The organism is Photobacterium sp. GB-56, assembly GCF_003026105.1.
Taxonomy (GTDB): Bacteria; Pseudomonadota; Gammaproteobacteria; order Enterobacterales; family Vibrionaceae; genus Photobacterium.
The window spans coordinates 49,285-75,961 of record NZ_PYNW01000011.1; the positions used below are offsets into that span (position 1 = coordinate 49,285).

The 26,677-nt window shown below is 41.0% G+C and carries 21 protein-coding genes; 14 read left to right on the forward strand and 7 right to left on the reverse strand.

Annotated features, from left to right (window positions below; translation table 11 throughout):
- The first annotated feature begins 46 nt into the window (after positions 1–46).
- Together phoR and C9J42_RS14935 are read left to right on the forward strand one after the other, a co-directional pair.
- Complete coding sequence (gene phoR, locus C9J42_RS14930; protein WP_107302111.1) at positions 47–1,378, forward strand: phosphate regulon sensor histidine kinase PhoR; 1,332 nt, start codon at positions 47–49, stop codon at positions 1,376–1,378.
- A gap of 14 nt (positions 1,379–1,392) precedes the next feature.
- Positions 1,393–2,403, forward strand: coding sequence for a PstS family phosphate ABC transporter substrate-binding protein (locus C9J42_RS14935; RefSeq protein ID WP_107302121.1), 1,011 nt, complete (start codon positions 1,393–1,395; stop codon positions 2,401–2,403).
- 96 nt (positions 2,404–2,499) lie between these two features.
- On the opposite strand, the gene ppx is transcribed toward C9J42_RS14935, so the two are convergent.
- The 3 genes from ppx to C9J42_RS14950 form a co-directional block, all read right to left on the reverse strand.
- Positions 2,500–4,020: an exopolyphosphatase gene (gene ppx, locus C9J42_RS14940; protein WP_107302112.1), complete on the reverse strand. Its 1,521-nt coding sequence runs from the start codon at positions 4,018–4,020 to the stop codon at positions 2,500–2,502.
- A 1-nt stretch (position 4,021) separates the two neighbouring features.
- Positions 4,022–6,109 (reverse strand): polyphosphate kinase 1, encoded by a 2,088-nt coding sequence (gene ppk1 / locus C9J42_RS14945; protein ID WP_107287720.1) that lies wholly within the window; start codon positions 6,107–6,109, stop codon positions 4,022–4,024.
- A gap of 121 nt (positions 6,110–6,230) precedes the next feature.
- Positions 6,231–6,731, reverse strand: a complete 501-nt coding sequence (locus C9J42_RS14950) for a glycine cleavage system protein R (RefSeq protein WP_107287719.1) — start codon at positions 6,729–6,731, stop codon at positions 6,231–6,233.
- A gap of 287 nt (positions 6,732–7,018) precedes the next feature.
- On the opposite strand from C9J42_RS14950, the gene C9J42_RS14955 reads away from it, so the two are divergent.
- The 4 genes from C9J42_RS14955 to phoU are packed head-to-tail and all read left to right on the forward strand — an operon-like array spanning position 7,019 to position 12,488.
- Complete coding sequence (locus C9J42_RS14955; protein WP_107302113.1) at positions 7,019–9,250, forward strand: ABC transporter permease subunit; 2,232 nt, start codon at positions 7,019–7,021, stop codon at positions 9,248–9,250.
- Between the two features lie 15 nt (positions 9,251–9,265).
- Positions 9,266–10,903, forward strand: coding sequence for a phosphate ABC transporter permease PstA (gene pstA / locus C9J42_RS14960; RefSeq protein ID WP_107302114.1), 1,638 nt, complete (start codon positions 9,266–9,268; stop codon positions 10,901–10,903).
- A gap of 46 nt (positions 10,904–10,949) precedes the next feature.
- Complete coding sequence (pstB, locus tag C9J42_RS14965; protein WP_107205970.1) at positions 10,950–11,768, forward strand: phosphate ABC transporter ATP-binding protein PstB; 819 nt, start codon at positions 10,950–10,952, stop codon at positions 11,766–11,768.
- 12 nt (positions 11,769–11,780) lie between these two features.
- Complete coding sequence (gene phoU, locus C9J42_RS14970; protein WP_006646297.1) at positions 11,781–12,488, forward strand: phosphate signaling complex protein PhoU; 708 nt, start codon at positions 11,781–11,783, stop codon at positions 12,486–12,488.
- Between the two features lie 85 nt (positions 12,489–12,573).
- Here phoU and C9J42_RS14975 read toward each other — a convergent pair whose 3' ends face one another.
- Positions 12,574–13,317 (reverse strand): copper homeostasis protein CutC, encoded by a 744-nt coding sequence (locus tag C9J42_RS14975; protein ID WP_107205971.1) that lies wholly within the window; start codon positions 13,315–13,317, stop codon positions 12,574–12,576.
- Between the two features lie 221 nt (positions 13,318–13,538).
- Complete coding sequence (locus C9J42_RS14980; protein WP_045084291.1) at positions 13,539–14,150, reverse strand: peroxiredoxin C; 612 nt, start codon at positions 14,148–14,150, stop codon at positions 13,539–13,541.
- A 131-nt stretch (positions 14,151–14,281) separates the two neighbouring features.
- On the opposite strand from C9J42_RS14980, the gene C9J42_RS14985 reads away from it, so the two are divergent.
- The 3 genes from C9J42_RS14985 to aceA all read left to right on the forward strand — a co-directional run bounded on the left by C9J42_RS14985 (position 14,282) and on the right by aceA (position 18,912).
- The gene (locus tag C9J42_RS14985) at positions 14,282–15,178 is read left to right on the forward strand and encodes a hydrogen peroxide-inducible genes activator (protein WP_107247366.1); all 897 of its coding nucleotides are present in this window, start codon (positions 14,282–14,284) and stop codon (positions 15,176–15,178) included.
- Positions 15,179–15,856: 678 nt separating this feature from the next.
- On the forward strand, positions 15,857–17,470 hold the full coding sequence (gene aceB, locus C9J42_RS14990) for a malate synthase A (RefSeq protein WP_107205973.1): 1,614 nt from the start codon (positions 15,857–15,859) through the stop codon (positions 17,468–17,470).
- Positions 17,471–17,604: 134 nt separating this feature from the next.
- Positions 17,605–18,912, forward strand: a complete 1,308-nt coding sequence (gene aceA, locus C9J42_RS14995) for an isocitrate lyase (RefSeq protein ID WP_107205974.1) — start codon at positions 17,605–17,607, stop codon at positions 18,910–18,912.
- Between the two features lie 148 nt (positions 18,913–19,060).
- Here the strand turns inward: aceA and C9J42_RS15000 are convergent, their stop codons facing one another.
- The gene (locus tag C9J42_RS15000) at positions 19,061–19,528 is read right to left on the reverse strand and encodes a CBS domain-containing protein (RefSeq protein ID WP_107302115.1); all 468 of its coding nucleotides are present in this window, start codon (positions 19,526–19,528) and stop codon (positions 19,061–19,063) included.
- Between the two features lie 275 nt (positions 19,529–19,803).
- On the opposite strand from C9J42_RS15000, the gene queA reads away from it, so the two are divergent.
- The 5 genes from queA to secF all read left to right on the forward strand — a co-directional run bounded on the left by queA (position 19,804) and on the right by secF (position 25,483).
- On the forward strand, positions 19,804–20,856 hold the full coding sequence (gene queA / locus C9J42_RS15005) for a tRNA preQ1(34) S-adenosylmethionine ribosyltransferase-isomerase QueA (protein WP_107287717.1): 1,053 nt from the start codon (positions 19,804–19,806) through the stop codon (positions 20,854–20,856).
- Between the two features lie 301 nt (positions 20,857–21,157).
- On the forward strand, positions 21,158–22,285 hold the full coding sequence (gene tgt, locus C9J42_RS15010) for a tRNA guanosine(34) transglycosylase Tgt (protein ID WP_005369317.1): 1,128 nt from the start codon (positions 21,158–21,160) through the stop codon (positions 22,283–22,285).
- Between the two features lie 16 nt (positions 22,286–22,301).
- Positions 22,302–22,637 carry a preprotein translocase subunit YajC gene (yajC, locus tag C9J42_RS15015; protein WP_107205975.1) on the forward strand — a complete coding sequence of 112 codons (336 nt, stop codon included), beginning with the start codon at positions 22,302–22,304 and terminating at the stop codon, positions 22,635–22,637.
- A gap of 32 nt (positions 22,638–22,669) precedes the next feature.
- Complete coding sequence (gene secD / locus C9J42_RS15020; RefSeq protein ID WP_107205976.1) at positions 22,670–24,523, forward strand: protein translocase subunit SecD; 1,854 nt, start codon at positions 22,670–22,672, stop codon at positions 24,521–24,523.
- Positions 24,524–24,535: 12 nt separating this feature from the next.
- A complete protein-coding gene (secF, locus tag C9J42_RS15025) occupies positions 24,536–25,483 on the forward strand; it encodes a protein translocase subunit SecF (protein ID WP_045084286.1) in 948 nt (315 codons plus the stop codon).
- Between the two features lie 264 nt (positions 25,484–25,747).
- On the opposite strand, the gene suhB is transcribed toward secF, so the two are convergent.
- Positions 25,748–26,548: an inositol-1-monophosphatase gene (gene suhB / locus C9J42_RS15030; RefSeq protein WP_107292375.1), complete on the reverse strand. Its 801-nt coding sequence runs from the start codon at positions 26,546–26,548 to the stop codon at positions 25,748–25,750.
- Between the last annotated feature and the right edge of the window lie 129 nt (positions 26,549–26,677).

Consider the following 26,677-nt stretch of genomic DNA (forward strand, 5'->3'; position numbering starts at 1 on the left):
TTAATGTAACGGATCCATACCATAACTCCGTTACAAGGAGTAAAGCATGGTCGAAAGATTGTCATGGAAAAAATTGGTATGGGAGTTAATTCTGTTTTATCTACCGTGGATCATCCTTGGTATGATTTTCGGTTATTTACCGTGGTTTTTACTCGTCGCAACTTGGATTCAACTGATTTGGCATTTCCACAATCAATTGAAAATGTCAGATTGGTTATGGAAAGATCGTAGCCTTACTCCTCCTTCTGGCTCTGGTAGTTGGGAGCCGCTATTTAATGGCATGTATCGTTTACAACAACGTAATCGTCGTCGCCGTAAAGAGCTCACTACTTTAATTCGTCGTTTCCGTAATGGTGCTGAATCATTGCCCGATGCGGTTGTTGTATTCCGTAGTGAAGGCAATATCGTTTGGTGTAATAAATTAGCGCAGCAATTATTGGGCTTGCGTTGGCCTGATGATGCGGGTCAACCTATCAGTAACTTATTAAGAAGCCCTGATTTTGTCCGTTATCTGGCAAGACAATCTTTTGATACGCCATTAGAAATCACTTCACCTATGAACTATGACCGCACCTTAGAGCTGCGGATCATGCGTTATACCGAAGGTGAGTATTTGATGGCGGTACGTGATGTATCTCAGCTTAAGCAGCTTGAAGGCATGCGTCGTAATTTCTTTGCAAACGTTTCTCACGAATTGCGCACGCCAATGACGGTGCTGCAAGGCTATCTCGAAATGTCGTCAGATCCTGATATGTTATCAGGACCAATGTGGGATCGTGCACATGGTGTGATGACGGAGCAATTAGCACGAATGAATTCGCTAGTTGAGCAGCTATTAACCTTGTCAAAAATTGAAGCCGCTCCAACCATTGAGTTAGAGGAAGTGGTGGATGTTCCAGCGATGTTAGATATTTTAGAAAAAGAAGCGATCTCACTCAGTGGGGATAAAAATCAGCACTTTAATTTTGAGATTGATCAGAGCTTAAGTGTCTTAGGTGATGATGATCAGCTACGTAGTGCAATTTCTAATTTGGTTTATAACGCGGTTAAACATACTCCAAGTGATGCTGATATTACGGTTCGTTGGTATCGCTCGCCTAACGGCGCAAGATTAGAAGTAACAGATAGCGGTGAGGGCATTGAAGCTCAGCATATTCATCGCTTAACAGAGCGTTTCTATCGTGTGGATAAAGCCCGCTCTCGTGAAACGGGCGGTAGTGGTTTAGGACTGGCGATTGTTAAACATGCTTTGAGCCACCATGATTCCCATTTAGAAATTGAAAGTGAGCTTGGAAAAGGCAGTACTTTTGCATTTACATTACCGTCTCGATTAATTGCAGATAACACTCCAGCGGCTGAATTAGCCGATGATATTTAGAAGTGATTAAAGAGATGAAATATATAGATAAGCGATTGAAATCTTTTGTTGGGGTATTGTTGTTATTACTGGCAGGTAGCGCTCAGGCTGAAACTGAAACATCCAGTATAGAAACATCAAGCGTTAAAGCAGTAGAGCCAAGCTTATTGCCTTATCAGAAAGTGAGCGGCATTTCGGGTAACTTGTCGTCAGTTGGTTCAGATACCTTGGCGAACTTAATGACTTATTGGGCGGAAGAATTTAAACGTCGCTATCCAAATATTAATATTCAAATTCAAACCGCAGGCTCATCAACAGCACCAACTGCATTAATTGAAGCGACAGCGCAACTTGGCCCGATGAGCCGAGCAATGAAAAACAAAGAAATTGAAGCATTTGAGCAAGAGTATGGTTATAAACCGACTGCGATTAAAGTTGCCGTCGATGCGCTTGCGGTGTTTGTGCATGAAGATAATCCATTAAAGGGGATTAACTTTGAGCAGTTAGATGCGATTTATTCACGAACATTGCGTTGTGGCGCATTAAAGCCAATTACCGAATGGGGACAGCTTGGCTTACCCGGTAGCTGGAAAGATCGTGGTATTCAGATCTATGGACGAAATTCAGTTTCAGGGACTTATGGTTATTTTAAAAAGCATGCGCTGTGTCGAGGGGATTTTCGTAACAATGTTAATGAGCAACCGGGATCGGCATCGGTTGTACAGTCGGTATCAACGTCATTAAATGCGATTGGTTATTCAGGGATAGGCTATAAAACGACAGGGATTAAAGCGATACCTGTCGCGCGTGAAGGGGATGATTATGTTGAAGCGACGATTGAGAATTCAGTCAGTGGTCATTACCCATTATCACGCTTTTTATATATTTATGTTAATAAACATCCGAACAAGCCGTTAGCACCGATGGAAGGCGAATTTCTGCGGTTTATTCTATCGAGTGACGGCCAGAAAATTGTTCAAAAAGACGGTTATATTCCGTTACCCGTGAAGGTTGTTGAACAAAATATGGCTGCGCTTGGGCTGTAACTGTAGATGATTTTTACTGCCTAATAAGCTAAGTAAAAATGGTTAATTAACAACGCCAGCATTTCGCTGGCGTTGTTGTTTTAACGGTTAGGTATACTATGAGTCACTCAATTCGTTAACGTCTAACATCCATCCCGCTTTATGCCAATATTCTTGTTCTGTGCGCATATCTGCTGCGAGTAATTTATTTTCTGTTGTCCAACCTTTAGATAAGGTTAATTGCCAGTGTTCTTTATTGGCCTTAACTTTTATTTGTGGCAATGGTTCATCACTGCGTTGCCCATTTAGCACCACGGCAATACGTAAGGCACGAATTAAGGGGTAAAGGTGCTTACGTTTATAGATGGTCAGTTCGGGCATTTCGGTCAGTTTTAATGTTTTACGTTGATAGCGTACTAACGTTGAAAGTACCGTTTGTTGTTCGATATTGAACCCTGGCATCGTGCTATGCCGAAGTAAGTATGCACTATGGCGATGAAATCCGGGATAGCTAATATTTAATCCAACCTCATGAAGTAACGCGCCCCATGATAGCAAGGTCGATAATTCATTTTTGTTCATGCCCGGTTGAGTATCTATTTGGTCGTAAATTTTAATCGCAGTTGTTTGAACACGTTTCGCTTGTGTGGTGTCGATATTGTATTGTTTTGCCATTGTATCAGCGGTACGAATACGAATGTCACTGTGACGGAACCGTTGCTCCATTTCATACAGTAACCCCTCACGTAATGCGCCATTGGAAAAATGCATATCATCAATATCAAGCGCTTCAAACACGGCACTTAAAATCGTTACTCCGGCAGTAAAAACAGGCTTTCTCTCATCGGTTAAGCCCGGAAGTTCGAGATCATCTTGATGTTTAAAAGCACTGATTTGATCAAGTAATTGGTTTAAACGAGATGAGGTGATCACCCCATCGCTATGACCTTGAGCGATTAATACTTCACGGATCGCTTTAATGGTGCCAGACGAGCCCAAGGTTTTATCCCATCCAATATCGGTATATTTACTGGCGATACTTTCCAGCTTCTGGCGTGCTGCAAGTTGTGCCGCCGCAATGTTTTTACGGCTGAGTTTGCCATTAGAAAAAAAGAGTTTGTTGTAGCTTACACACCCCATATGCTTGCTATATAAAATATGGGTATCAAAGTCTTCACCAATGACTAATTCAGTGCTACCACCACCGATATCGACCACCAGTTTTTTACCTTTATCGGGTTGGGTATGTGCAACGCCAAGATAAATTAAGCGGGCTTCTTCTGTGCCGGGAATGATCTCGATGGGGAAGGGTAAAATACGCTCAGCTCGTTGGAGAAAAATATGGGCATTTTGCGCCTGACGTAACGTGTACGTTGCCGCGATACGGACATTTTCAGGTTTAAAGCCTTGTAGCCTTTCGGCAAACATTGCAAGGCAGCTTAAGCCGCGATTCATGGCGGCTTGATCAAGGTTTAAATGTTTATCAAGCCCAGATGCAAGGTGGACTCTTTGTTTATGACGGCTGACAATTTGAAGGCTTTGACCAACAATGCGAGCCACAACCATATGAAAGCTATTTGAACCGATATCGATAGCTGCTATTTCGCGAGGTTGTGGCGAAGAATTAGTTTTTGTCATCTTATTTCTCTGTTTTTTCAGCGTGCTTTTTCTGTTTTTTCTCGCTGTGTTTCAGATAATCATAAATTGCCGTTTGTGAGCGAATTTTTCGTCTATTACCACGCGGTACATAATGGTTATGCATACCTTCATCGATAATACGTGCTTTGACAGTATCGCAAAGTTGGATATTAAGAATATCGATAATACGTTGTTTTAACACCGGTGAATTAATAGGGCACCCGACTTCAATACGATTATCAATATTACGGCTCATCCAATCAGCAGATGAAATATAAACCTCAGCATCACCATTATTTTCAAATACCGCGACGCGAGGGTGCTCTAGAAATCTGTCGATAATACTGATCGCGGTAATGTTTTCACTGATCCCTTTAATTCCGGGAATTAATGAACACATACCTCGAACAATTAATTTGATTTTCACGCCGCTATTACTGGCTTGATATAGCATATTAATCAAACCTCTATCGACGAGGTTATTGACCTTAAGTGTAATCCCTGATGGTAACTTTTGCTTAGCATGAGCTATTTCTCTATCAATGAGTTCATACAATCGAGAGCGAGAGTTACGCGGGGATACGATTAAATGGTTAAATTCAACGGGGCGATATGGGTTTGCGATATAAGCAAAGACTTGTTTTACTTCATCGGTAATGGCTTTTTCACAGGTTAGGAGTGAAAAATCAGTATAAATTCGAGCAGTTTTTTCATTAAAGTTACCTGTACCTATATGCGCATACCGAACCAGCTCGCCTGATTCTTTACGGGTGATTAGGCAAAGTTTGGAGTGGATTTTTAACCCCGGCACACCAAAAATAACGTTTACCCCAGCCTCTGTGAGACGCCTTGCCCATTCAATATTGGCTTCTTCATCAAAGCGTGCTTGTAGTTCAACAACGACGGTTACACTTTTACCGTTGTTGGCAGCATCAATCATTGATTCAATAATGCGTGAGTTTTTAGCGACACGGTAAATATTGATTTTAATGCTACGAACTTTGGGATCGTAAGAGGCTTGTCGTACCAACTCAGTCATATGGCTAAAGGTGTGGTATGGGTAATACAATAAAATATCTTGCGCTTTGATGGCATCAAAGGCATTACGAGCGGATGTAAATTGATAGCTTTTAATTGGCGGAAGATCTTTGTTCTCTAAATAGCTTCTACCGACATTAGGGAAACCAATAAAGTCTTTAAAATTGTGATAACGGCCACCGGGGATCACACTGTCATAGCTTGATACTTGGAGTTTATCGCATAATACATTGATCATATCACCCGGCATATCACGCTGATATACAAAACGTACAGGCATCGCAGTTAGGCGTTGATTTAACCCTTCTGACATTTGTTCTAGCAAGCTGTGTTCAACTTCTTGGCTGAGATCGTATTCTGCATCGCGGGTCATTTTCATCGCAAATACGGCAAGATCGTCATATTCAAAAAAGCCGTTGAATAAATCATCGATACAAAGTCGAATAATATTATCAAGCAAGATAAGGGTTTTATGACGTTTCCCTTTGGTTTTTGGCAACTGAACAAAACGGGGCAGTTGATCGGTTGGGATCTCTATTAACGCATAATGGGTTTCATGGTTTTTAGTCATAGCGACAGCAAGATAGGAATATTCATCCTTGAGGACTTGCAGTATGTCGACATCGTCAGTCAGTAAAATCGGGGTAACATGGGGTAAAATGGTGTGTTGGAAATAATGTTTCAACCATGCTTTCTGGCTGTCTTCTAACTGTAATTCATTAACTAAAAAGATATGACGACGCGCCATTTCTAACAATATTTCATTGTATAGCGTATCAAAATCTTGATTTAGCTTTAGTACTCGACTTTGGATCTTGCTCAATAATTTTTTGGCTTGATCACTGCCACCTTGTGCTTCGTGAATTAAAATTTGGCGCTTCACATCAGCAAAGCGGACTTTGTAGAACTCATCTGTATTGCTGGAAAAAATACCGAGAAATCGTACTCGTTCAATGAGAGGAACAGACTTGTCTGCTGCTTCTTGTAATACTCGTTCATTAAAAGAGAGCCAACTTAGCTCTTTTTCAATATATAGATTTTCGGTAGTCATGCGCGGTGTTCGTCCTTGTTACTTTGCATTATAAAACTAAGCGGTTTGTGGCAAATATAAGGTATTAGCGTTACAGTGAGATGTAAATTTGAGTGATTGTTTTATCTGCCAGATATTTAAATTATTGTTCAACATCTATGGTTAAATCATCGGCTAATAATTCTAATTGTTCTTGGACGGTATCCATGCTGAGATCGGTTGGCAGCTCGAGTTGAAATTGCGCGGTAAAAATCGGGTATCCCCAGTTAGGAGCGCTTTCCGTTTTCGTTTTGAGCTTGTAGATGTTTATGCCCAGTTGATGCAGATGGGTAGTGACGTCTTTAACAATCCCTAACCGATCATTACCTGTAACGGTTAATTTCTGCATTTGCTGTTGTGAGGAAGCTTTGATTTGTGCTTCGACAATGTGGATCTGCAACCCTGAAATTTGCGATAATGCACCGCTAAGTTGTTGAATGTGCTGAGGGGAAACTTCCACTTGAACAATTCCTGCAAATTGGCCACTTAGCTGAGTTAATGAACTTTTTAGCCAATTTGCATGGTTGTTATATACCGTGTCTGAAAGTTGCTCTACCAGTCCCGTTTTATCTTTACCTATAACAGTAATTATGAGTTGTTTCATTACTGCTCTCCTTATTTGTAATGGTTGTTGATGCCGTGACAATTAGCAACAAACTTATTGATACTTATTAATAATTATCCGAATAACCATTTATGCTGTCTATGGTTGATATGGACATAAATGAGTAAATGCGTAAGTTGTCATGATTTATTGATGGTTAGTGACATTCTCTTTCAGTTCTGATTTATAAATTTGTGCACTATGTAATTTTGGGAAATATCAACTGTAATAAAAGTGTCATCTAATAGAAATACACTTTAGTCCGTATAAATAGGTTTGAGGTAATAATGGCACACGCCAGTTCGTTTTTAATGGGAGAAAATCATCTTCGTCGAATGAAAGATAAGTTAGCGCGTTTAGGTGTGACGGCTGGCGGTATTTTTGTACTTGTAACCTTGGTACTGATTTTTTTCTATTTACTCTACGTTATTGTTCCGATTTTCTCTTCTGTTTCGGTTAAACCAACCTACCAGTTCTCATTGACCTTACCGGGGCACACTGCGCGAGTAGGCATTGATGATAGTAATACCTTAGCTTATCGTTTTACCACGGAAGGTCAGGTCGATTTTATCCGATTATCACCACCGCCAGCATCAGGACAGGTAATTAAACAACAGACACTTGTTAATGATCCTACTGCTGTTGCAACCAGTTTGCCGCGGGACGGATTGGTTGCCTATGCATTGGCAGACGGGCAAGTAAAAATAGTGAAAGCGGATTTTAATTTCACGTTTGATCAAAACAAAAAGCAGCTGTTTCCTGTGATTGATTATCCGGTAGGTAAAGCGCCGTTATCTATCGTTGCCAAACAAGATGTTATTGATAAATTAGCTATATCAGGGCGTGATAACACTATTATTTTAGCCGCTTATACTAACCAAGATAAACTCTCTGTGGTTAGGTTCTCTCATTCAGAAATGAACGCAGCAGATGATAAAATATGGCAACAATTTCAATTTAATATTGATGATGTACCAGCGAATGTTGAGCAGCTTGTATTAACGCCTGATGGTAAAACACTTTATATTTTAAGTGGTAAAACACTCTTTACTTATTCTCTTCAACACCAGCACGCGGTATTAAGACAAACAACCAAACTTTCCAATGATAAAACAGTAACGCCTGAGCGGATTAATTTATTATCAGGGGCGAATTCCTTATTAGTAACCAACTCTAATAATACGATCACCCAATGGTTTGAAGTGGTCAAAGAGGGGAAACGTCAATTAGTGAAGGTGCGAGATTTCCTTTTTTCTTCTAGCCCTATTGTGAAAATCGTCCCTGAGTATTACCGCAAAGGCTTTTTTGTTATTCAACAAGATGGTCGAGTATCGGCTTATTATACCTCTGAGCGTGATGTGATTTATCAAGATCAGGTATTTGAGACTGTCCCTCAAGATATCGCTATATCACCAAAAGCGAATATGTTGCTCACGCTAGATAATGGTAAGTGGCAAACCTATAAAGTGAATAATTCCCATCCGGATATTGGTATTTCATCACTGTGGCAAGAAGTGTGGTACGAGGGATATCCTGAGCCTGATTATGTTTGGCAATCAACGTCAGCAAGTGACGAGTTTGAACCCAAATTAAGCTTGGTGCCGATTATTTTTGGCACATTGAAAGCTGCGTTTTTTTCGATGTTATTTGCGATACCGTTGGCACTGGCGGGTGCGATTTATACCGCTTACTTTATGTCCTCTAAAGTGCGTCGATTAATCAAGCCAACGATTGAATTAATGGAAGCTTTACCGACGGTGATCTTAGGTTTTTTAGCTGGAATTTGGCTTGCACCTATCGTTGATCAGAATCTGACTGGGGTTGCCTTAAGCTTTATTACATTACCGATAAGTATGGTTGTAATTGGTTTTATTTGGTCAATGTTACCTGGACAATGGCGTTCACGTATCCCTCATGGTTTTCACATCGCTATTTTGATCCCGATGATCGTCTTGATCGGTTATGGCTGTTTTGCGGTGAGTCCATGGTTGTCTCAGTGGCTATTTGGCAGCGATTTACAAAGTTATTTATCTCATGATTATGGTATTGGTTACGATCAACGTAATGCGTTAATTGTTGGTATCGCAATGGGGTTTGCGGTGATCCCCACTATTTTCACGATTGCAGAAGATGCAGTGTTCTCTGTCCCTAGCCATTTAACGAAAGGTTCTTTGGCATTGGGTGCGACGCAATGGCAAACCTTAACCAAAGTGGTTTTGCTAACAGCAAGTCCAGGTATTTTCTCGGCGGTAATGATGGGGCTAGGTCGAGCTGTTGGAGAAACGATGATTGTATTGATGGCGACGGGGAATACCCCTGTTATGGATTGGAATTTATTACAGGGCTTAAGAACATTGGCTGCAACCATTGCGATTGAAATGCCTGAATCGGAAGTGGCAAGTTCGCATTATCGCGTATTGTTTTTAGCGGCGTTTGTATTATTCGTCTTTACCTTTGTATTCAATACAATCGCTGAGGTTGTGAGGCAACGTTTACGTGAAAAATACAGTTCACTATAAGAGAGGGAGGTGAGCATGATTAAATGGTTTAAATCTGGCTCTCCTTGGATTTGGGTAACTGCGGGTGCGGTTAGCCTAAGCCTTGTTGCTGTTTTAGGATTATTATTACTTATTGGTTATAAAGGCTTAAGCTACTTTTGGCCTTCACCTGTTTATCAATTCGATATTGATATTGCAGGTAAACACCAAACCGTGATTGGTGAGTTGTATGACAGTAAAGCGATCCCGTTGCAGCAGTTGCGTGAAGCTGGGGTTGATGTTTCTCATATGCCTGGTCCGGTTGAGATGCGTTATCTCATCAAAATTGGTAATCGTGAACGAGTGGGCACCGACTTTTTTACGGTATTAAAAAGCCAAATAAAACATCAAGAAATAGCGAAAAACATTGCTGTTGTCGATCGAGAAACGAATGGTAAGTTTTATGGCTATCCTATCGCAATCATGGCAAATGGTGTGCGTAATAGCATGGACTATTTACCTATCGCGTTAAGTGAAGCTTCTGCAATTAGAACTGAATTAAAGAAACTACAACAGATCGAAATTGCAGATACGAATTGGCATTTAGAAAAGCTACGTTTAGAAAAGCGTCAATTAGCTTTAAAAGATAAATTAACGTCTGACGAAAAAGCACGGATTGAACGTGAGGAACTGAACTATAAAACGATTTATAAAAACATTGAAAATCGTTTGTTTTCATTACAGTCTCAACTAGATAGTGCCAGTTTATTACTTCGAGATAGCCAAGGTAAAACGATCACCTTATCGATGTCTCAAGTACTAGATATGTGGTATCCCAATAAATTAACCTTAATTGAAAAGTTTCAGCATTGGGGGAAACAGGTTTATAAATTTTTAACCGAAGCGCCCCGTGAAGCTAATACCGAAGGCGGTGTATTTCCGGCAATCTTTGGTACAGTATTTATGGTGTTGCTAATGAGTGTCATGGTGACGCCATTAGGCGTATTAGCAGCAATTTATCTTCATGAATATGCAGGGAATAATAACTTTACAAGGATCATACGTATTGCGGTGATTAACCTTGCGGGTGTACCGTCTATTGTTTATGGGGTGTTTGGGTTAGGCTTTTTTGTGTACATGGTAGGGGGGACAATTGATGATGTCTTTTTCTCTGCTCAATTGCCAACACCCACATTTGGCACCCCTGGGATTTTATGGTCGGCATTAACATTGGCGATCATGACATTACCGGTTGTTATTGTTTCAACAGAAGAAGGTTTATCGCGAATACCGAGTTCAGTGCGAAATGGCTCTTTGGCACTAGGTGCAACTCAAGCGGAAACCTTATGGCGTATCGTGCTTCCTATGGCAAGCCCTGCCATTATGACGGGGTTGATTTTAGCGGTCGCAAGGGCGGCGGGTGAAGTGGCGCCGTTGATGTTAGTTGGGGTCGTAAAAATGGCACCAACATTACCCGTTGATGTTCATTTTCCTTTTGTTCACCTTGATCGTAAGTTTATGCATTTGGGGTATCATATTTATGATGTTGCGTTCCAAAGTCCAAATGTTGAAGCGGCAAGGCCCTTGGTTTATGCGACGTCATTTTTATTAGTGACGGTGATTGTAAGTTTGAATTTAACCGCAATTGGGATCCGTAATCATCTGCGTGAAAAATTTCGCTCATTAGAATTGTGAGCAAACGTAGTGCGATGAATAGTCGATTATAAACAGAGAGAACATTATGTATTCTGCTTCACCATCAATAGGTTTATTTGAACCCGTCGATCTCTCTTCGTTACCCGATGAGCAAACGGCATTATCGATTGAAGGTTTGAACCTACACTATGGTAAAACGCAAGCTTTGTATAATATCAATATGCGTATTCCTAAAGGTCAGGTTACTGCATTTATCGGCCCTTCAGGTTGTGGTAAATCAACGTTATTAAGTTGTATTAACCGAATGAACGATTTGATTGAAGGCTGCCATGTCGATGGTAAAATTATGCTACATGGACAAAATATCTACGATACAAAAGTGGATGTTGCGTCATTACGTCGTCGTGTAGGAATGGTGTTTCAACGCCCGAATCCTTTTCCTAAATCCATATATGAAAATGTGGTTTATGGTTTACGTCTACAAGGGATCAGTGATCGACGTATTTTAGATGATGCGGTTGAAAGTTCATTGCGTTCGGCAGCGTTATGGGATGAAGTAAAAGACAGGTTGCATGAAAATGCGTTTGGTTTATCAGGAGGCCAACAGCAGCGTTTAGTGATTGCGCGTGCGATTGCTATTGAACCTGAGATATTACTACTTGATGAGCCAACATCAGCGCTGGATCCAATATCAACCTTAACGATTGAAGAGTTGATCAATGATCTAAAAACCAAATATACCGTGATTATCGTGACACATAACATGCAGCAAGCAGCACGGGTGTCAGATCAAACAGCTTTTATCTATATGGGAGAGCTGGTGGAATACTCGAGCACCAATGATATTTTCACCACCCCAAGAGAAAAACGTACTGAAGATTATATTACAGGACGTTATGGTTAAGGACACACCATCATGTTAAATAACATTAGCCTTGGTCGACATATTTCTGGTCAGTTCAATCATGAATTAGAAAGTATTCGTACCCATGTTTTAGCGATGGGCGGCTTAGTTGAACAGCAGTTGGCAGATGCCTTAAAAGCACTGCATAAACAAGAAGAAGATTTGGCGAAACGCGTGATCCAAGATGATCGCAAAGTTAATGCAATGGAAGTCGCAATCGATGAGGCGTGTACGCGTATTATTGCTAAACGCCAACCGACAGCCAGTGACTTACGTCTTGTTATCGCAATTATAAAAACCATTACCGATTTAGAACGTATTGGTGACGTGGCGGAAAGTATTGCTAAAGTCGCACTAGGGAATTTTACTAATAAGCAATATAACTTGTTAGCATCGTTAGAATCTTTAGGTCAAAATGCAGTACGCATGCTACATGAAGTGCTAGATGCTTTCGCCCGTATGGATGTTAAAGCCGCGATTGATGTTTATCAAACGGATGATCGAATTGATCGAGAATATGAAGCAATTATTCGTCAACTGATGACTTACATGAAAGAGGATCCCGATTCTATTCCTAGTGTGATGAAGGTGATGTGGGCGGCGCGCTCTATTGAACGTGTGGGGGATCGTTGCCAAAATATTTGTGAATACATTATCTATTTCGTGCAAGGTAAAGATATTCGCCACACTAACCCAGAAGATATTACTAACTTCCTATAATACTCGGGATACATGAATCTGTAATAAGGGCGCTGAGCTTGATTTAGAAACTTAGCGCTCTTTTTAGTTGTGTTCATTTACCGGCTTATTCTCTTCTCAGCTTAGATTTGACACTTTTGATCGTATCAATACTTGTCACTGGGATTTGAAAATCATCAAAGATGGCGTTGCCCATATGTGCACTAGAAGTGTGATTTAATATTTTACTGGGGCGCGTTGTTTTACCAGAAAGATGCACTTCTTTTATTCCCGTCTCAGCAACTAAGGTTTGAACATTATCTGGTGTGACGCCAGCACCTGCCATAATACTGAGCCTATCACCACAATAGCGAACCATTTTTTTGATCATAGCGGCGCCTTCAGGTGCGGTAGCTTCAAGCCCAGATGTCAGTACGCGCTCGCAGCCGCAGCTCATAATGGTATCTAATGCTGCAAAAGGATCGACACATTGATCGATGGCTCGATGAAAAGTCACCCCTAAGCCTTTCGCTTGTTTTATTAAGCTCGCAACGGTTGTGCTATCGATAAGGCTTTGTTCTGTGAGTGCGCCAATGACGATTCCTTGTAATCCTGCTTGATGGGCTGCATGAATGTCGGCAAGCATGATCTCAATATCGTCACCACTAAATAAAAAGTCACCTTGGCGTGGTCTGATCATGGCGTAAACCGGAATGTGTGCTTGTTTTGCGGCTAAGTGCATAAAACCAGCACTTGGCGTTAACCCGCCTAGTGCGAGAGAGGAACACAACTCGATACGTGTTGCGCCACCTTGTTGGGCATAGTGGAGTGATTCAAGATTATCGATACAAACTTCAAGTTGAATAGACATAATTTTTAATGAAATAAAAAGCGTGTCTTGCAGTGTAGAGGATTAGCAAGGTAGGAGCGAACAGAGACGGGATATAATGTGCGGTTGGTTGTAAATTACAGATAAAAAAAAGGGCCTGGTATTATCCAGGCCTTATTATATTTCTTATCTTTGAGCTGACTGTCGCTTTATGTTTCGCTGTTTGTCAGAAATAACACCGTGAGCATGGTGTTATTAGGTAATTACTTCTTACCTAGATCTGCAGTGTGCTCAGATAGGTAGTCTGCTACACCTTTTGGTGATGCGTCCATACCTGCTTTACCTTCTTCCCACTGTGCCGGACATACTTCACCGTGTTTTTGGTGGAAGTTTAATGCGTCAACCATACGTAGCATTTCGTCAATGTTACGGCCTAGAGGTAGGTCGTTAACAACTTGGTGACGTACAAGGCCATCTTCGTCGATTAGGAAAGAACCACGGAAAGCAACGCCTGCTTCTGGGTGCTCAACGTCGTAAGCTTTACAAATTTCATGCTTAACGTCAGCAACTAGTGGGTACTTAACTTGACCGATACCGCCGTCTTCAACAGCAGTGTTACGCCATGCGTTGTGAGAGAATTGAGAATCGATAGAAACACCAATTACTTCAACACCTTTCGCTTGGAAATCTTCGAAACGCTTGTCAAAAGCGATCAACTCAGATGGACATACGAATGTGAAGTCTAGTGGATAGAAGAAAACTACCGCTTTTTTACCTTTAGTGAACTCTGCAAAGTTGAAGTTATCAACGATTTCGCCGTTACCTAGAACAGCTGCAGCAGTAAAATCTGGTGCTTGACGACCTACTAGTACCATTTTGGTGCTCCTGAAATATTGGGTTTTGCTAACCTTCGGGGGTTAGCTCCATACTTGGACGAGACAAACTATAGCCAAACTGTTAAATTGAAAAAAGCGGAATAAACAGATTGAAGTAATCGAAAAATACGATGAATAAGTTTCCCTCGTTAAAACAATTGCATTACCTAGTTACTCTATCGGAAACTCGGCACTTTGGCGAAGCGGCAAAAAAGTGTTTTGTGAGCCAGTCGACACTTAGTTCGGGGATCCAGAATTTAGAAGATTTATTGAGTTGCCAACTTATTGAGCGTGATAATAAATCCCTTGTTTTTACCAGTATGGGGGATGAGGTTGTGGTGCGTTCCCGTGAGTTACTGGCACGCAGCCAAGATTTAATTGAATTGTCCCATTCTGCCGGTGATGGTATGGAAGGTCCTCTTCGTGTGGGATGTATTCCAACGATAGCGCCTTTTCTATTGTGTGATTTGGTGCAGGAGGTTAATCGACGCTATCCCAACCTTAACTTACTCTTACGAGAAGATACGACCACGAATTTACTTACAGCTCTACGCAATGGTGAAATGGATGTTCTGATCCTTGCACTACCGATTGAGATTAACGGTATGCACAGTAAAGTGGTTGGGCGTGATGCATTTAAAATGGTGATCAGTAAAAACCAAGCTGAACGTGTCTCTGTACCGTTACGTTATGCAGATTTACCTGATGAATCCGTCTTCTTACTAGAAAAAGAGCATTGTTTAACTGAGCATGCTGTTTCTGCGTGTAAGCTAACAACGAAAGAAAAAATTAATCCATTCACTGCAACTAGCTTGCATACCTTGGTTCAGATGGTAGCCAATGGATTAGGAACGACATTTATTCCCCAAATGGCAATTGAGCACGGTATCTTAGATAACCAGAATCTGGTGGTGATTGAGCCACCAGGCCAAGCGGCATTTCGTGAAATAGGATTAGTTTGGCGACCAACGTCTAGTAGGGTTAATACCTTTGAAAAACTTGCCTCTCTCGTTGAAACCTTATTATAAGTAAATTATCACTATATTAGAGAAGTCTGAATGGGTGCCGTTATTATTTGAAATGATAATAAGTGGTATTTTTCAGGCTTTTTTTATTTAACTTTGTCGTCATAATAAAAAATCATTAATTTGGATTAAAATATCGAAAATTCTCAATTAAACGGCATTTTAATCTTTTTGTTGTGATGGGTTTAAGTTGCTGTTTTGATGGATTATTTTGTTTTGCGTCACAAACAAAGAATAGTGATATTTATCAGTATATTCCTCCTTTGTTTAACTACAGTCTTAATAATTACTTTTAAAATATATTAAATCAGATAATTACCTTCCCTTGATAAAATTATTTTTGTTTAAAACAAATATTATCAATAAATTCTAACCTCCTCATTGTGTAATAAAATTACGTAACTACCTACAAAAAATATCATTATTAAAACAAGTTGTTGATTCCGAGTTATTTACTGACTTTTGTTTTAATTCAGTGTTTTGACTTTTTACTCTAATTTTTTTAACTTTTTGTTTTTGAAAGGTTTTGTTGTTTTATTGTGATTTTGGTTAGAAAAGGTGAAATTTGCTTTTTGTTATATGTTGCGGCAACGTAAAGGGAAAGTTAAGAAGTAAATAACATTAAAAAGCTCTTGAGGCTTATTGATAAAAGTAGTGATTAAGTTACAAGGATGGGGCGTTATGGCAGATACTGCGGTTCAATCTAATTACCAAATGAAATTATCATTACAGCAACCGTTAACAGAAACTCAGCGTGAAATCCTAACTGATGACGCGTTGCTTTTTTTAGAACGCTTAGTGGATCGTTTTGCTGAACGTGTTCCATTGTTGCTAGAAGATAGAGAACGTCGTCAATGCTTGATAGATAAAGGGCAATTACCTGACTTCAACCCTGAAACAGAGTCTATTCGACAAGCAGAGTGGAAGATTCAGAATATTCCAGCAGATTTGCAAGACCGACGAGTTGAAATAACAGGCCCTGTGGATCGTAAAATGGTTATTAATGCACTTAACGCCAATGTGAAAGTGTTTATGGCTGACTTTGAGGATTCCTTCGCGCCGGCATGGAATGAAGTTATTGAAGGTCAGCGTAATCTGCGGGATGCGGTGAATGGTACGATTAGCTATACCAATCCCAACACTGGTAAGCATTATCAACTTGCTGATGATCCTGCAGTATTAATCTGCCGTGTGAGGGGATTACACCTTCCAGAAAAACATGTGCTGTGGAATGGAAAACCCATCCCTGGGGCGCTATTAGACTTTGCCTTATACTTTTTCCTGAATCAAAAAGCATTACTAGCCAAAGGCAGTGGTCCTTATTTCTACCTACCAAAACTACAGGCTTATCGTGAAGCCGCATGGTGGAGTGATGTGTTTAGCTACACCGAAGATGAGTTCGGTTTAATGCGCGGAACAATTAAAGCAACGGTACTTATTGAAACATTACCTGCCGTGTTTGAAATGGATGAAATCCTTTTTAGTTTGAAAGAACATATTGTTGGGCTTAATTGCGGTCGTTGGGATTATATCTTTAGCTACATTAAAACCCTTCGCCAGTATCCCGATCGTATTTTGCCTGATCGCCAAGTTGTAACCATGGAAAAACCGTTCCTTAATGCTTATTCACGTTTGCTGGTGAAAACCTGCCACCGTCGTGGCGCATTTGCGATGGGAGGCATGGCCGCTTTTATTCCATCTAAAGAAGCAGAGCGTCAAGCATGGGTGCTTAATAAAATTCAAACAGATAAAGCACTGGAAGCGAGTAATGGTCATGACGGTACATGGGTTGCACATCCAGGTTTGGCTGACACCGCTTGTGGAGTCTTTGATCAGGTACTGGGTGATCGTAAAAATCAATTAGATATTACCCGAGACGGCGATGCACCCATTACTGCTGATGAGTTATTAGCGCCGTGTGATGGTGAGCGTACAGAAGAGGGGATGCGTCATAACATTCGTGTTGCGGTGCAATATATTGAAGCTTGGATCTCCGGCAATGGCTGTGTACCTATCTATGGCTTAATGGAAGATGCAGCAACAGCTGAAATATCGCGAGCTTCAATATGGCAATGGATTAAACATGGTAAAGCATTATCAAACGGTAAAGTCGTAACTAAAGCTTTATTTGAGCAAATGCTAATAGAAGAAATGCGAGTTGTAGAAGCTGAGCTCGGTGATGAGCGCTTTAAGCAAGGGCGATTTGATGAAGCTGCAGCATTAATGGCAAAACTAACGACAAGTGAAGAGTTAGATAATTTCTTAACCCTTCATGGCTATGAATATTTGAATTAAACGCAGTCGCGTTTGAGTAAAACTGAGGATCCGCGGTAGTTGAGGGTAAGCAGTAATAGAACCACCTTAGAACGTAATATCAATTGACCATCATACCAACGGATTAATGCGGACAGAGACGAGGGATAACCATTATGACATTAACACGCCAACAGCAAATCGAAGCAATTGAAAAAGACTGGGCAGAAAACCCACGTTGGAAACATGTTAAACGTACCTACACTGCGGAAGAAGTCATTAACCTGCGCGGCTCATTTGCACCTGCAAATACGATTGCCCAGCGTGGCGCAGATAAATTATGGCAATTAGTGAATGGTGATGCCAAAAAAGGCTATGTAAATTGTCTTGGCGCTTTAACTGGCGGTCAGGCAGTACAACAAGCAAAAGCCGGGATTGAAGCGATTTATTTATCAGGTTGGCAGGTTGCGGCTGATAATAATACTGCGTCGACCATGTATCCTGATCAATCTCTCTATCCTGTCGATTCAGTACCTGCGGTTGTTAAACGTATCAATAATTCGTTCCGTCGCGCAGATCAAATTCAGTGGGCGAATGGTGGTAACCCTGAAGATGGCGTTGATTACTTTTTACCTATTGTTGCCGACGCAGAAGCCGGATTTGGTGGCGTATTAAATGCGTATGAATTAATGCGTAGCATGATTGAAGCAGGGGCGGCTGGTGTTCACTTTGAAGACCAATTAGCATCGGTGAAAAAATGTGGTCATATGGGCGGTAAGGTATTAGTACCGACACAAGAAGCGGTACAAAAGTTAGTTGCAGCTCGTCTTGCGGCTGACGTGGCGGGAACCACGACTTTAGTGATTGCTCGTACCGATGCCAATGCAGCAGATTTATTAACGTCCGATTGCGATCCGTATGATAAAGATTTCATTATTGGAGAGCGTAGCGCAGAAGGTTTTTATCGTGTTCGTGCAGGGATTGATCAGGCCATTGCTCGTGGCTTAGCGTATGCGCCTTACGCTGATTTAATTTGGTGTGAAACAGCAACACCATGCTTAGAAGAAGCACGTAAGTTTGCAGAAGCCATTCATGAACAATACCCAGATCAACTCCTGGCTTATAACTGTTCACCTTCTTTTAACTGGGAGAAAAACCTTGATGCTGAAACCATTGCTAAATTCCAGCAAGAACTTTCCGACATGGGCTATAAATACCAGTTCATTACATTAGCGGGTATTCATAATATGTGGTTCAACATGTTTGAATTAGCCCATGCTTATGCGCAAGGTGAAGGTATGCGCCATTACGTTGAAAAAGTTCAGCGCCCTGAATTTGAAGCAGCCGATAAAGGTTATACCTTTGTTGCTCACCAGCAAGAAGTGGGAACAGGGTACTTTGATACCATGACCAATACGATTCAAGGGGGGAATTCTTCAGTGACCGCATTGACGGGGTCTACAGAAGAAGAGCAATTTAAGTAAACCTAAAAACAGTTTTAAGATAACGTGTTTATAGTAGTGACTATCCTAGCAGTGTTGTTATCAACAGTACTCATGTATTAAGCCGCATATAATACCAGTACTTGTTAATTACGTTATCATCGGGGAGCAGTGATGCTCCCCTTTTTTATTAATCAAGAATATCAAGGGTATCTAAATCAGGCTCAATAGGATCGACTTCTTCTTGCATTTCTACCAGTGAAATTGCAATTGATACAAAATCACTATCTGTAATAATACCCACTAATTTTTTATTTTTTAGTACGGGTAAGCAACCTATTTTATGCTTTTGCATATAAAGTGCTGCTTCTTTTAATCCTGCACGATAATCCACACTCATTATTTTTGTTTTCATGCCTTGTTCAATTAAAACATCAAGTGGGGAAGACAGTGGATTTTCAATAATTGATTTTAGATTGGAATCTTGGGCTGACAAAATATCGCGCTGGCTTACTAACCCGATAAGTTCATTGTTGTGGTTGGTGATCGGTATATGGCGAATAGATAAAGTATCCATCATTTCTTTCGCATCAAGCAACGTATCATTACGTGACAAAGTACGCGGTTGGGGTGTCATCATATCGGCAACGGTAAACATATAAACCTCCATGCAATACTGCAAAAAATCGCGAACGGTGGTTCTATTCGCTGATCTTTTTTCAATATATCGGAATACGTTGTTTGCACGCATGATGAATATCAAATATTTCAATATAATATTTGTGGTCTTTATTCCTTGGTGGGATGAGTGTTTGATATCAGACGATATGAAAGAAATTCTCATATTACGAGATCTAAATTACAGTTGGGTTTCGCATCTTAAGGGAAGTTAAGTATATAATGCCCGCTTGCTGTGATTTAGGGCGTAATACAATGCAAGTTTCAGATTTTGATTTTGACTTACCAGATGAGCTGATTGCTCGTTATCCTCAACCTGAACGTACCGCGAGTCGTTTATTACAAATGACGGGCAATACGGGTGAATTGGCACATAAAGGTTTTAAAGATGTGCTAGATCTTGTACAAGCTGGTGATTTACTTGTATTTAATAATACTCGTGTGATCCCTGCGCGTATGTTTGGACATAAAGCTTCAGGTGGTAAAATTGAAGTTTTAGTTGAGCGTATGCTTGATGAAAAATCTATTTTAGCGCATGTTCGTGCCTCTAAGCCGCCGAAACCAGGTAATGAATTATTATTGGGTGAAAATGGTGAGTTTTCAGCTGAAATGGTTGCCCGTCATGATGCATTGTTTGAAATTCGTTTTAATAGCGATAAAACAGTGCTGGAGATCTTAGATGCAGTGGGTCATATGCCGTTGCCTCCTTATATTGATCGCCCAGATGAAGATGCTGATAAAGAGCGCTACCAAACAGTATATAATGCCAAGCCTGGTGCGGTAGCTGCACCAACAGCAGGCTTACACTTTGACGATAAGCTAATGGCGGATCTAAAAGCAAAAGGTGTTAATTTTGCTTTTGTCACTCTGCATGTCGGTGCTGGTACGTTCCAGCCTGTGCGTGTTGATGATATCAATGATCACCATATGCATTCTGAATATGTGGAAGTTCCTGAAGAGGTTGTTACTGCTGTTAACGAGACGCGTGCAAATGGCGGACGAATTATTGCTGTGGGGACAACATCTGTACGTTCATTAGAAAGTGCCGCACAAGATGCCCTAAAAAATGGTACTGAATTTAAGCCATTTTTTGGTGATACTGAGATCTTTATTTACCCGGGTTATCAGTTCCAACTCGTGGATGTGTTGATTACTAATTTCCACTTACCAGAATCAACATTAATTATGTTAGTTAGTGCTTTTGCGGGTTATGAAAACACCATGAATGCCTATCATGAAGCAGTAGCAAATAAATACCGCTTCTTTAGTTATGGCGATTCAATGTTTATCACTCGTAAAGATGTATAAGGCTTAATAGGTATACATTTTTACCAAGAAAAGGTTGAGGCTGCTTTTTGTTACAATTGCAGCCTTTGTTGTGTCTGTAGCATAGTATAAATTCTATGATATTAAGCCAGCCACAACGTTACGTTCTTCCGCTACGCTTTAGGTTGTCATTGCCAATATGGTTTGATGAGTTAAGGTGCAGTCGGCAATCATATATCTATATATTGTGATTGTTTTTTGTGGCTGATCAGGCGTTTGCCTGTGGGGCTAGGTCCTGTAATGGGAAATACGTCAGATTGTTTCTCTGGCTTTTGGAGGTTTTGTGAAATTTGAATTAGATAAAACGCAAGGTCGTGCTCGTCGCGGTCGTTTGCAGTTTGAACGTGGTACGGTAGAAACACCTGCGTTTATGCCGGTAGGTACTTACGGTACTGTTAAAGGTATGACACCTGAAGAAGTTAAAGATACGGGTGCTCAAATCTTACTGGGTAACACGTTCCACCTATGGTTACGTCCTGGTCAAGAAGTGATGAAGTTACATGGTGATTTACATGACTTTATGCAATGGCAAGGTCCGATCCTTACCGATTCAGGCGGTTTCCAAGTATTTAGCCTTGGCTCTTTACGTAAAATCACTGAAGAGGGGGTTCACTTCCGTAACCCTGTTAATGGTGACAAGATTTTCATGGACGCTGAAAAGTCGATGGAAATTCAAAAAGATCTTGGTTCTGATATCGTAATGATTTTTGACGAGTGTACGCCATATCCAGCGACACACGACGAAGCGAAAAAGTCGATGGAAATGTCACTACGTTGGGCACAGCGCAGCCGTAATCATTTTGATAAGCAAGAAAATCCAAATGCACTGTTTGGTATTGTTCAAGGTGGTGTATACGAAGATCTTCGTGATGTTTCTGTTGAAGGTCTAACCAAAATTGGTTTTGACGGTTATGCAGTAGGCGGTTTAGCGGTCGGTGAGCCTAAAGAAGACATGCACCGTATTCTTGAGCACACGTGTCCACAACTGCCAGAAGATAAGCCTCGCTACCTTATGGGTGTAGGTAAACCTGAAGATTTAGTGGAAGGTGTTCGTCGCGGTATTGATATGTTCGATTGCGTAATGCCAACACGTAATGCCCGTAATGGTCACCTATTTGTGACTGGTGGTGTGATCAAGATCCGTAATGCGAAACATAAAACAGACACAACGCCTTTAGATCCGCATTGTGACTGTTACACTTGTAAAAATTACTCTAAAGCGTATTTGTACCATCTAGATAAATGTAATGAAATCTTAGGTGCACGCTTAAATACAATTCATAATTTACGTTACTACCAACGCCTAATGGCAAGTATTCGTAAATCAATTGAAGAAGATCGTTTCGATGCGTTTGTAGAAGAGTTCTACGCGCGTCGCGACCGTGAAGTTCCACCATTACAAAATGTTTAAAACGAGGACGTTATAAATGAGTTTCTTTATCTCACAAGCACACGCAGCAGCAGAAGGTGCCCCTCAGGGCGGAAGCATGCAGCTATTTATTATGCTTGGTTTATTTGCTGTTATTTTTTACTTCATGATTTATCGTCCACAAGCTAAGCGTGTGAAAGAGCACAAAGCGCTAATGAGCTCGATGGGCAAAGGTGATGAAGTAATGACGAACGGTGGTCTACTAGGCCGTATTACTAAAGTTTCTGCTGAAAGTGATTACATTGTTCTAGCACTTAACGACAATACGGAAGTAACAATTAAAAAAGATTTCATTACGGCTGTTTTACCAAAAGGCACAATGAAGTCGCTTTAATATAAAAACATTCGCTTTGAAGGATCATAGCAGTGCTTAACCGATACCCCCTGTGGAAGAACCTGATGGTGTTGTTTGCGCTTATCATTGGTTTGCTTTATGCACTTCCTAACGTATACGGTGAAGATCCAGCGATTCAAATTACCGGGGCGCGTGGCGCCTCGGTTAATATGAGTGCTTTGGATACTGTCATCGAAGATTTAAAAAAGAACAATATCCCATACAAGTCAGCTGTTTTTGAAAAAGGTTCAGTGCTTGTCCGCTTTAATGATACTGATACCCAAATCAGTGCTCGCGATATCTTAAATAGTGAGTTAGGTAATGATTATGTTGTCGCACTAAACCTTGCAGCTTCCACTCCTTCATGGCTTGAATCTATTGGTGCATCACCAATGAAATTGGGTCTCGATTTACGTGGTGGTGTTCATTTCTTAATGGAAGTGGATATGGATGCGGCTATGGATAAACTTCTTGGTCAACAAGAAGAAACATTCCGTACTGAGCTTCGTGAAGAAAAAATTCGTTACCGTGCAATCAGTAAAACAAAAGACAGTGTTCAAGTTCGTCTTCGTGATGAAGCGCAATTGGAACAAGCTGAACTCGCGTTAGAAAAATTGCATCCTGATATGCTGTTCACAACCAGTAAAATCAATGGTCGTTATGTATTAACGGCGAAGTTTACTGAAGAACGTTTACAGGAAATCCGTAATTATGCTGTCGATCAAAACATCACCATTTTACGTAATCGTGTAAATGAACTCGGTGTTGCTGAGCCATTAGTACAGCGCCAAGGCGCAAACCGTATAGTGGTAGAGCTACCTGGGGTTCAAGATACGGCTCGTGCAAAAGAAATTTTAGGTGCGACAGCAACGCTTGAATTCCGTGAAGTTGATAATAATGCTGATTTAGCTGCGGCTGCGGCTGGACGAGTACCGGCTGGCAGTGAAGTAAAAATGACCCGTGATGGCCGCCCTGCGGTACTAAAAAAACGTGTCATTCTTGCGGGCTCTCATATTACGGATTCAAGTTCGAGTGCGGATGAATATGGTCGTCCACAAGTTAACATCTCGCTAGATACCGAAGGTGGTAGCAAGATGACAGCTTTCTCGAAAAATAATATCGGTAAGTTGATGGCAACGGTTTTCACTGAATATAAAGACAGTGGTAAGCGAACGCCTGAAGGGAAAGTTATCCTGACTAAACACGAAGAAGTTATAAACCAAGCAACGATTCAATCTGCACTTGGCCGAAGCTTCCGTATTACAGGTATCGACTCTCAAGCTGAAGCACACAACTTATCATTATTATTACGAGCAGGTGCATTGATTGCGCCAATATCGATAGTTGAAGAGCGTACGATTGGTCCATCAATGGGTCAGCAAAACATCGATATGGGTGTACAAGCATGTATCTGGGGTATGGTTGCGGTAATGCTATTTACGCTGCTTTACTACCGTGGGTTTGGCATGATTGCTAACTTAGCATTGATAATGAACTTAGTGCTTATTATCGGCATTATGTCGATGATCCCGGGGGCTACCATGACCTTACCAGGTATTGCTGGTATCGTACTGACTGTCGGTATGGCGGTTGATGCCAACGTGCTTATTTTTGAACGTATTCGAGAAGAGCTTCGTGAAGGACGTAGTCCACAACAGGCAATTCAACAAGGCTATGGAAATGCGTTTAGCACGATTGCAGATGCAAACATCACAACCTTAATTACAGCAATTATTTTGTTTGCTGTGGGTACGGGCGCAATTAAAGGTTTTGCCGTGACATTATCGATTGGTATTTTAACGTCGATGTTCACCGCAATTATTGGTACACGTGCTGTTGTTAACTTGATCTATGGCGGTAAACGCGTAGATAAGTTGTCGATTTAAGGAGTCGCAGAGATGAGAGAGTTATTGAATGCGAACAAAGTCGTCGACTTTATGCGTTGGTCAAAGTTTGCCTTTATCTTTTCATTGATAATGATCATGGGATCGATTGCCACTATCTCGACCAAAGGTCTAAATTGGGGCTTAGATTTTACTGGCGGAACGCTGATCGAAGTTAGCTTCAAAGAGCCTGCTAATTTACCCTTAATACGTGAATCATTAGAGAAAGCGGGTTTTGGTGATGCCGTTGTGCAAAACTTCGGTACTGCGCGTGATGTGATGGTGCGTTTGCAGCCTCGAGAAGGTGTTAAAGGCGAAGTACTTGGTAACCAAATCCTTGATGCACTAAAAGACGGTACTGCACAGTCGGTTGAAATGCGCCGTATTGAGTTTGTCGGTCCTAATGTTGGTGATGAACTAGCAGAAGCCGGCGGCATGGCTATTTTAATCGCTTTGTTGTGTATCTTACTTTACGTATCACTGCGTTTTGAGTGGCGTTTAGCGGCAGGTGCTGTGTTGTCGTTAGCACACGATATCATCATTACTGTTGGTATTTTCTCTGTGCTACAAGTAGAGGTTGATCTAACGATTGTTGCGGCATTACTAACAGTAGTTGGTTATTCACTTAACGATACTATTGTTGTATTTGACCGTATTCGTGAAAACTTCCGCAAAATGCGTAAAGGAAGTCCTGCTGAAATAATGAATTGTTCAATTTCGCAAACATTAAGCCGTACCTTAATTACATCCGGTACAACCTTGTTTGTTGTCATTGCGCTATTTGCTCAAGGCGGATCAATGATCCATGGATTTGCATTAGCACTTCTGATTGGTATCACGATTGGTACTTATTCTTCTATTTACGTCGCGTCAGCATTAGCGCTTAAATTGGGTATTACCCGTGAGCATTTAATGCCAACGCCAGTAGAAAAAGAAGGTGAAGAGCTTGATGCAATACCATAATCAGTTGGTATAAGTAATTAATGAGAAAGGACCGCTTGCGGTCCTTTTTTTATATTTTTATTCTAGCTGCTTAGGATAGACAGTTTTAGAAAGTTGATGCAGTGATAATGTCTTTTTCATGTCTACTTGGTATATAGTGCTTTACAGTGATTGCAATGCACGCTGTTTAATTATGACATTATTTAATTATCATATTGTTATAAAACAAAACGCCCTGCTGTATAACAGCAGGGCGTTTTTTAATCTTACTGGATAATCAGTGGATTATTTTGCTAATGCGTCACTACCGAATTCACGGATTTTTGCAAGCATTGGCTTAACTACACGTGCATTACCAGCAACAATGTTGCCAGATGTTAGGTAGTTAGTGTTACCAGTAAAGTCAGCACAGATAGCACCAGATTCGCGAGCGATTAGTTCGCCTGCAGCAAGTTCCCAAGGCTTTTGACCTAGCTTGAATACACCGTCAACACGACCAGCCGCTAAGTAGCAAAGATCCAATGCTGTACAGCCTGATTGACGCATGTCATCACAGTCTGCAAATAATGCATTTTGGATTTTTAGGTAGCTTTCTGCATGCTGTTTAGCGGCAAAAGGAAGACCTGTTGCTAAAACAGTTCCTGTTAGATCACGAGGTTGTGATGAACGGACACGCTGGCTGTTAAGCTGAGCGCCTGCACCGCGAGTCGCAGTGAATAATTCGTTACGTACAGGATCGTAAACAGCAGCAACTTCAGTGCGACCACGCATACGTAGTGCAACTGATACTGCAAAGTGAGGGTAACCGCGAACGAAGTTCATGGTGCCATCCACTGGGTCGATAATCCATTGACACTCTTTGTCACGTCCTTCTTTGTTACCAGACTCAGCTGCAATGATGCAGTGATCAGGGTAAGCCTTAAGGATTGTTTCGATGATGATAGCTTCAGCTTCATGATCGATATTGGTAACAACATCATTACCTTTATTAGCAACCTCAATCGATTGAGGCTTTTCTAGAGATTTAATGACATGGTCACCAGCCTTTCGCACAGCGCGAATGGCAATATTAAGCATCGGATGCATAGGATCTTCCCAACGGATGTTAAAGAACTAAAAAGCGGCGGCGAGTATAACAGAGCTAAAAAAAAAAGGAAGTGGTTATTTTTTCGACATTGTTCAGATTGTAGTGTGCGCTTTTGCGAGGTAATACGT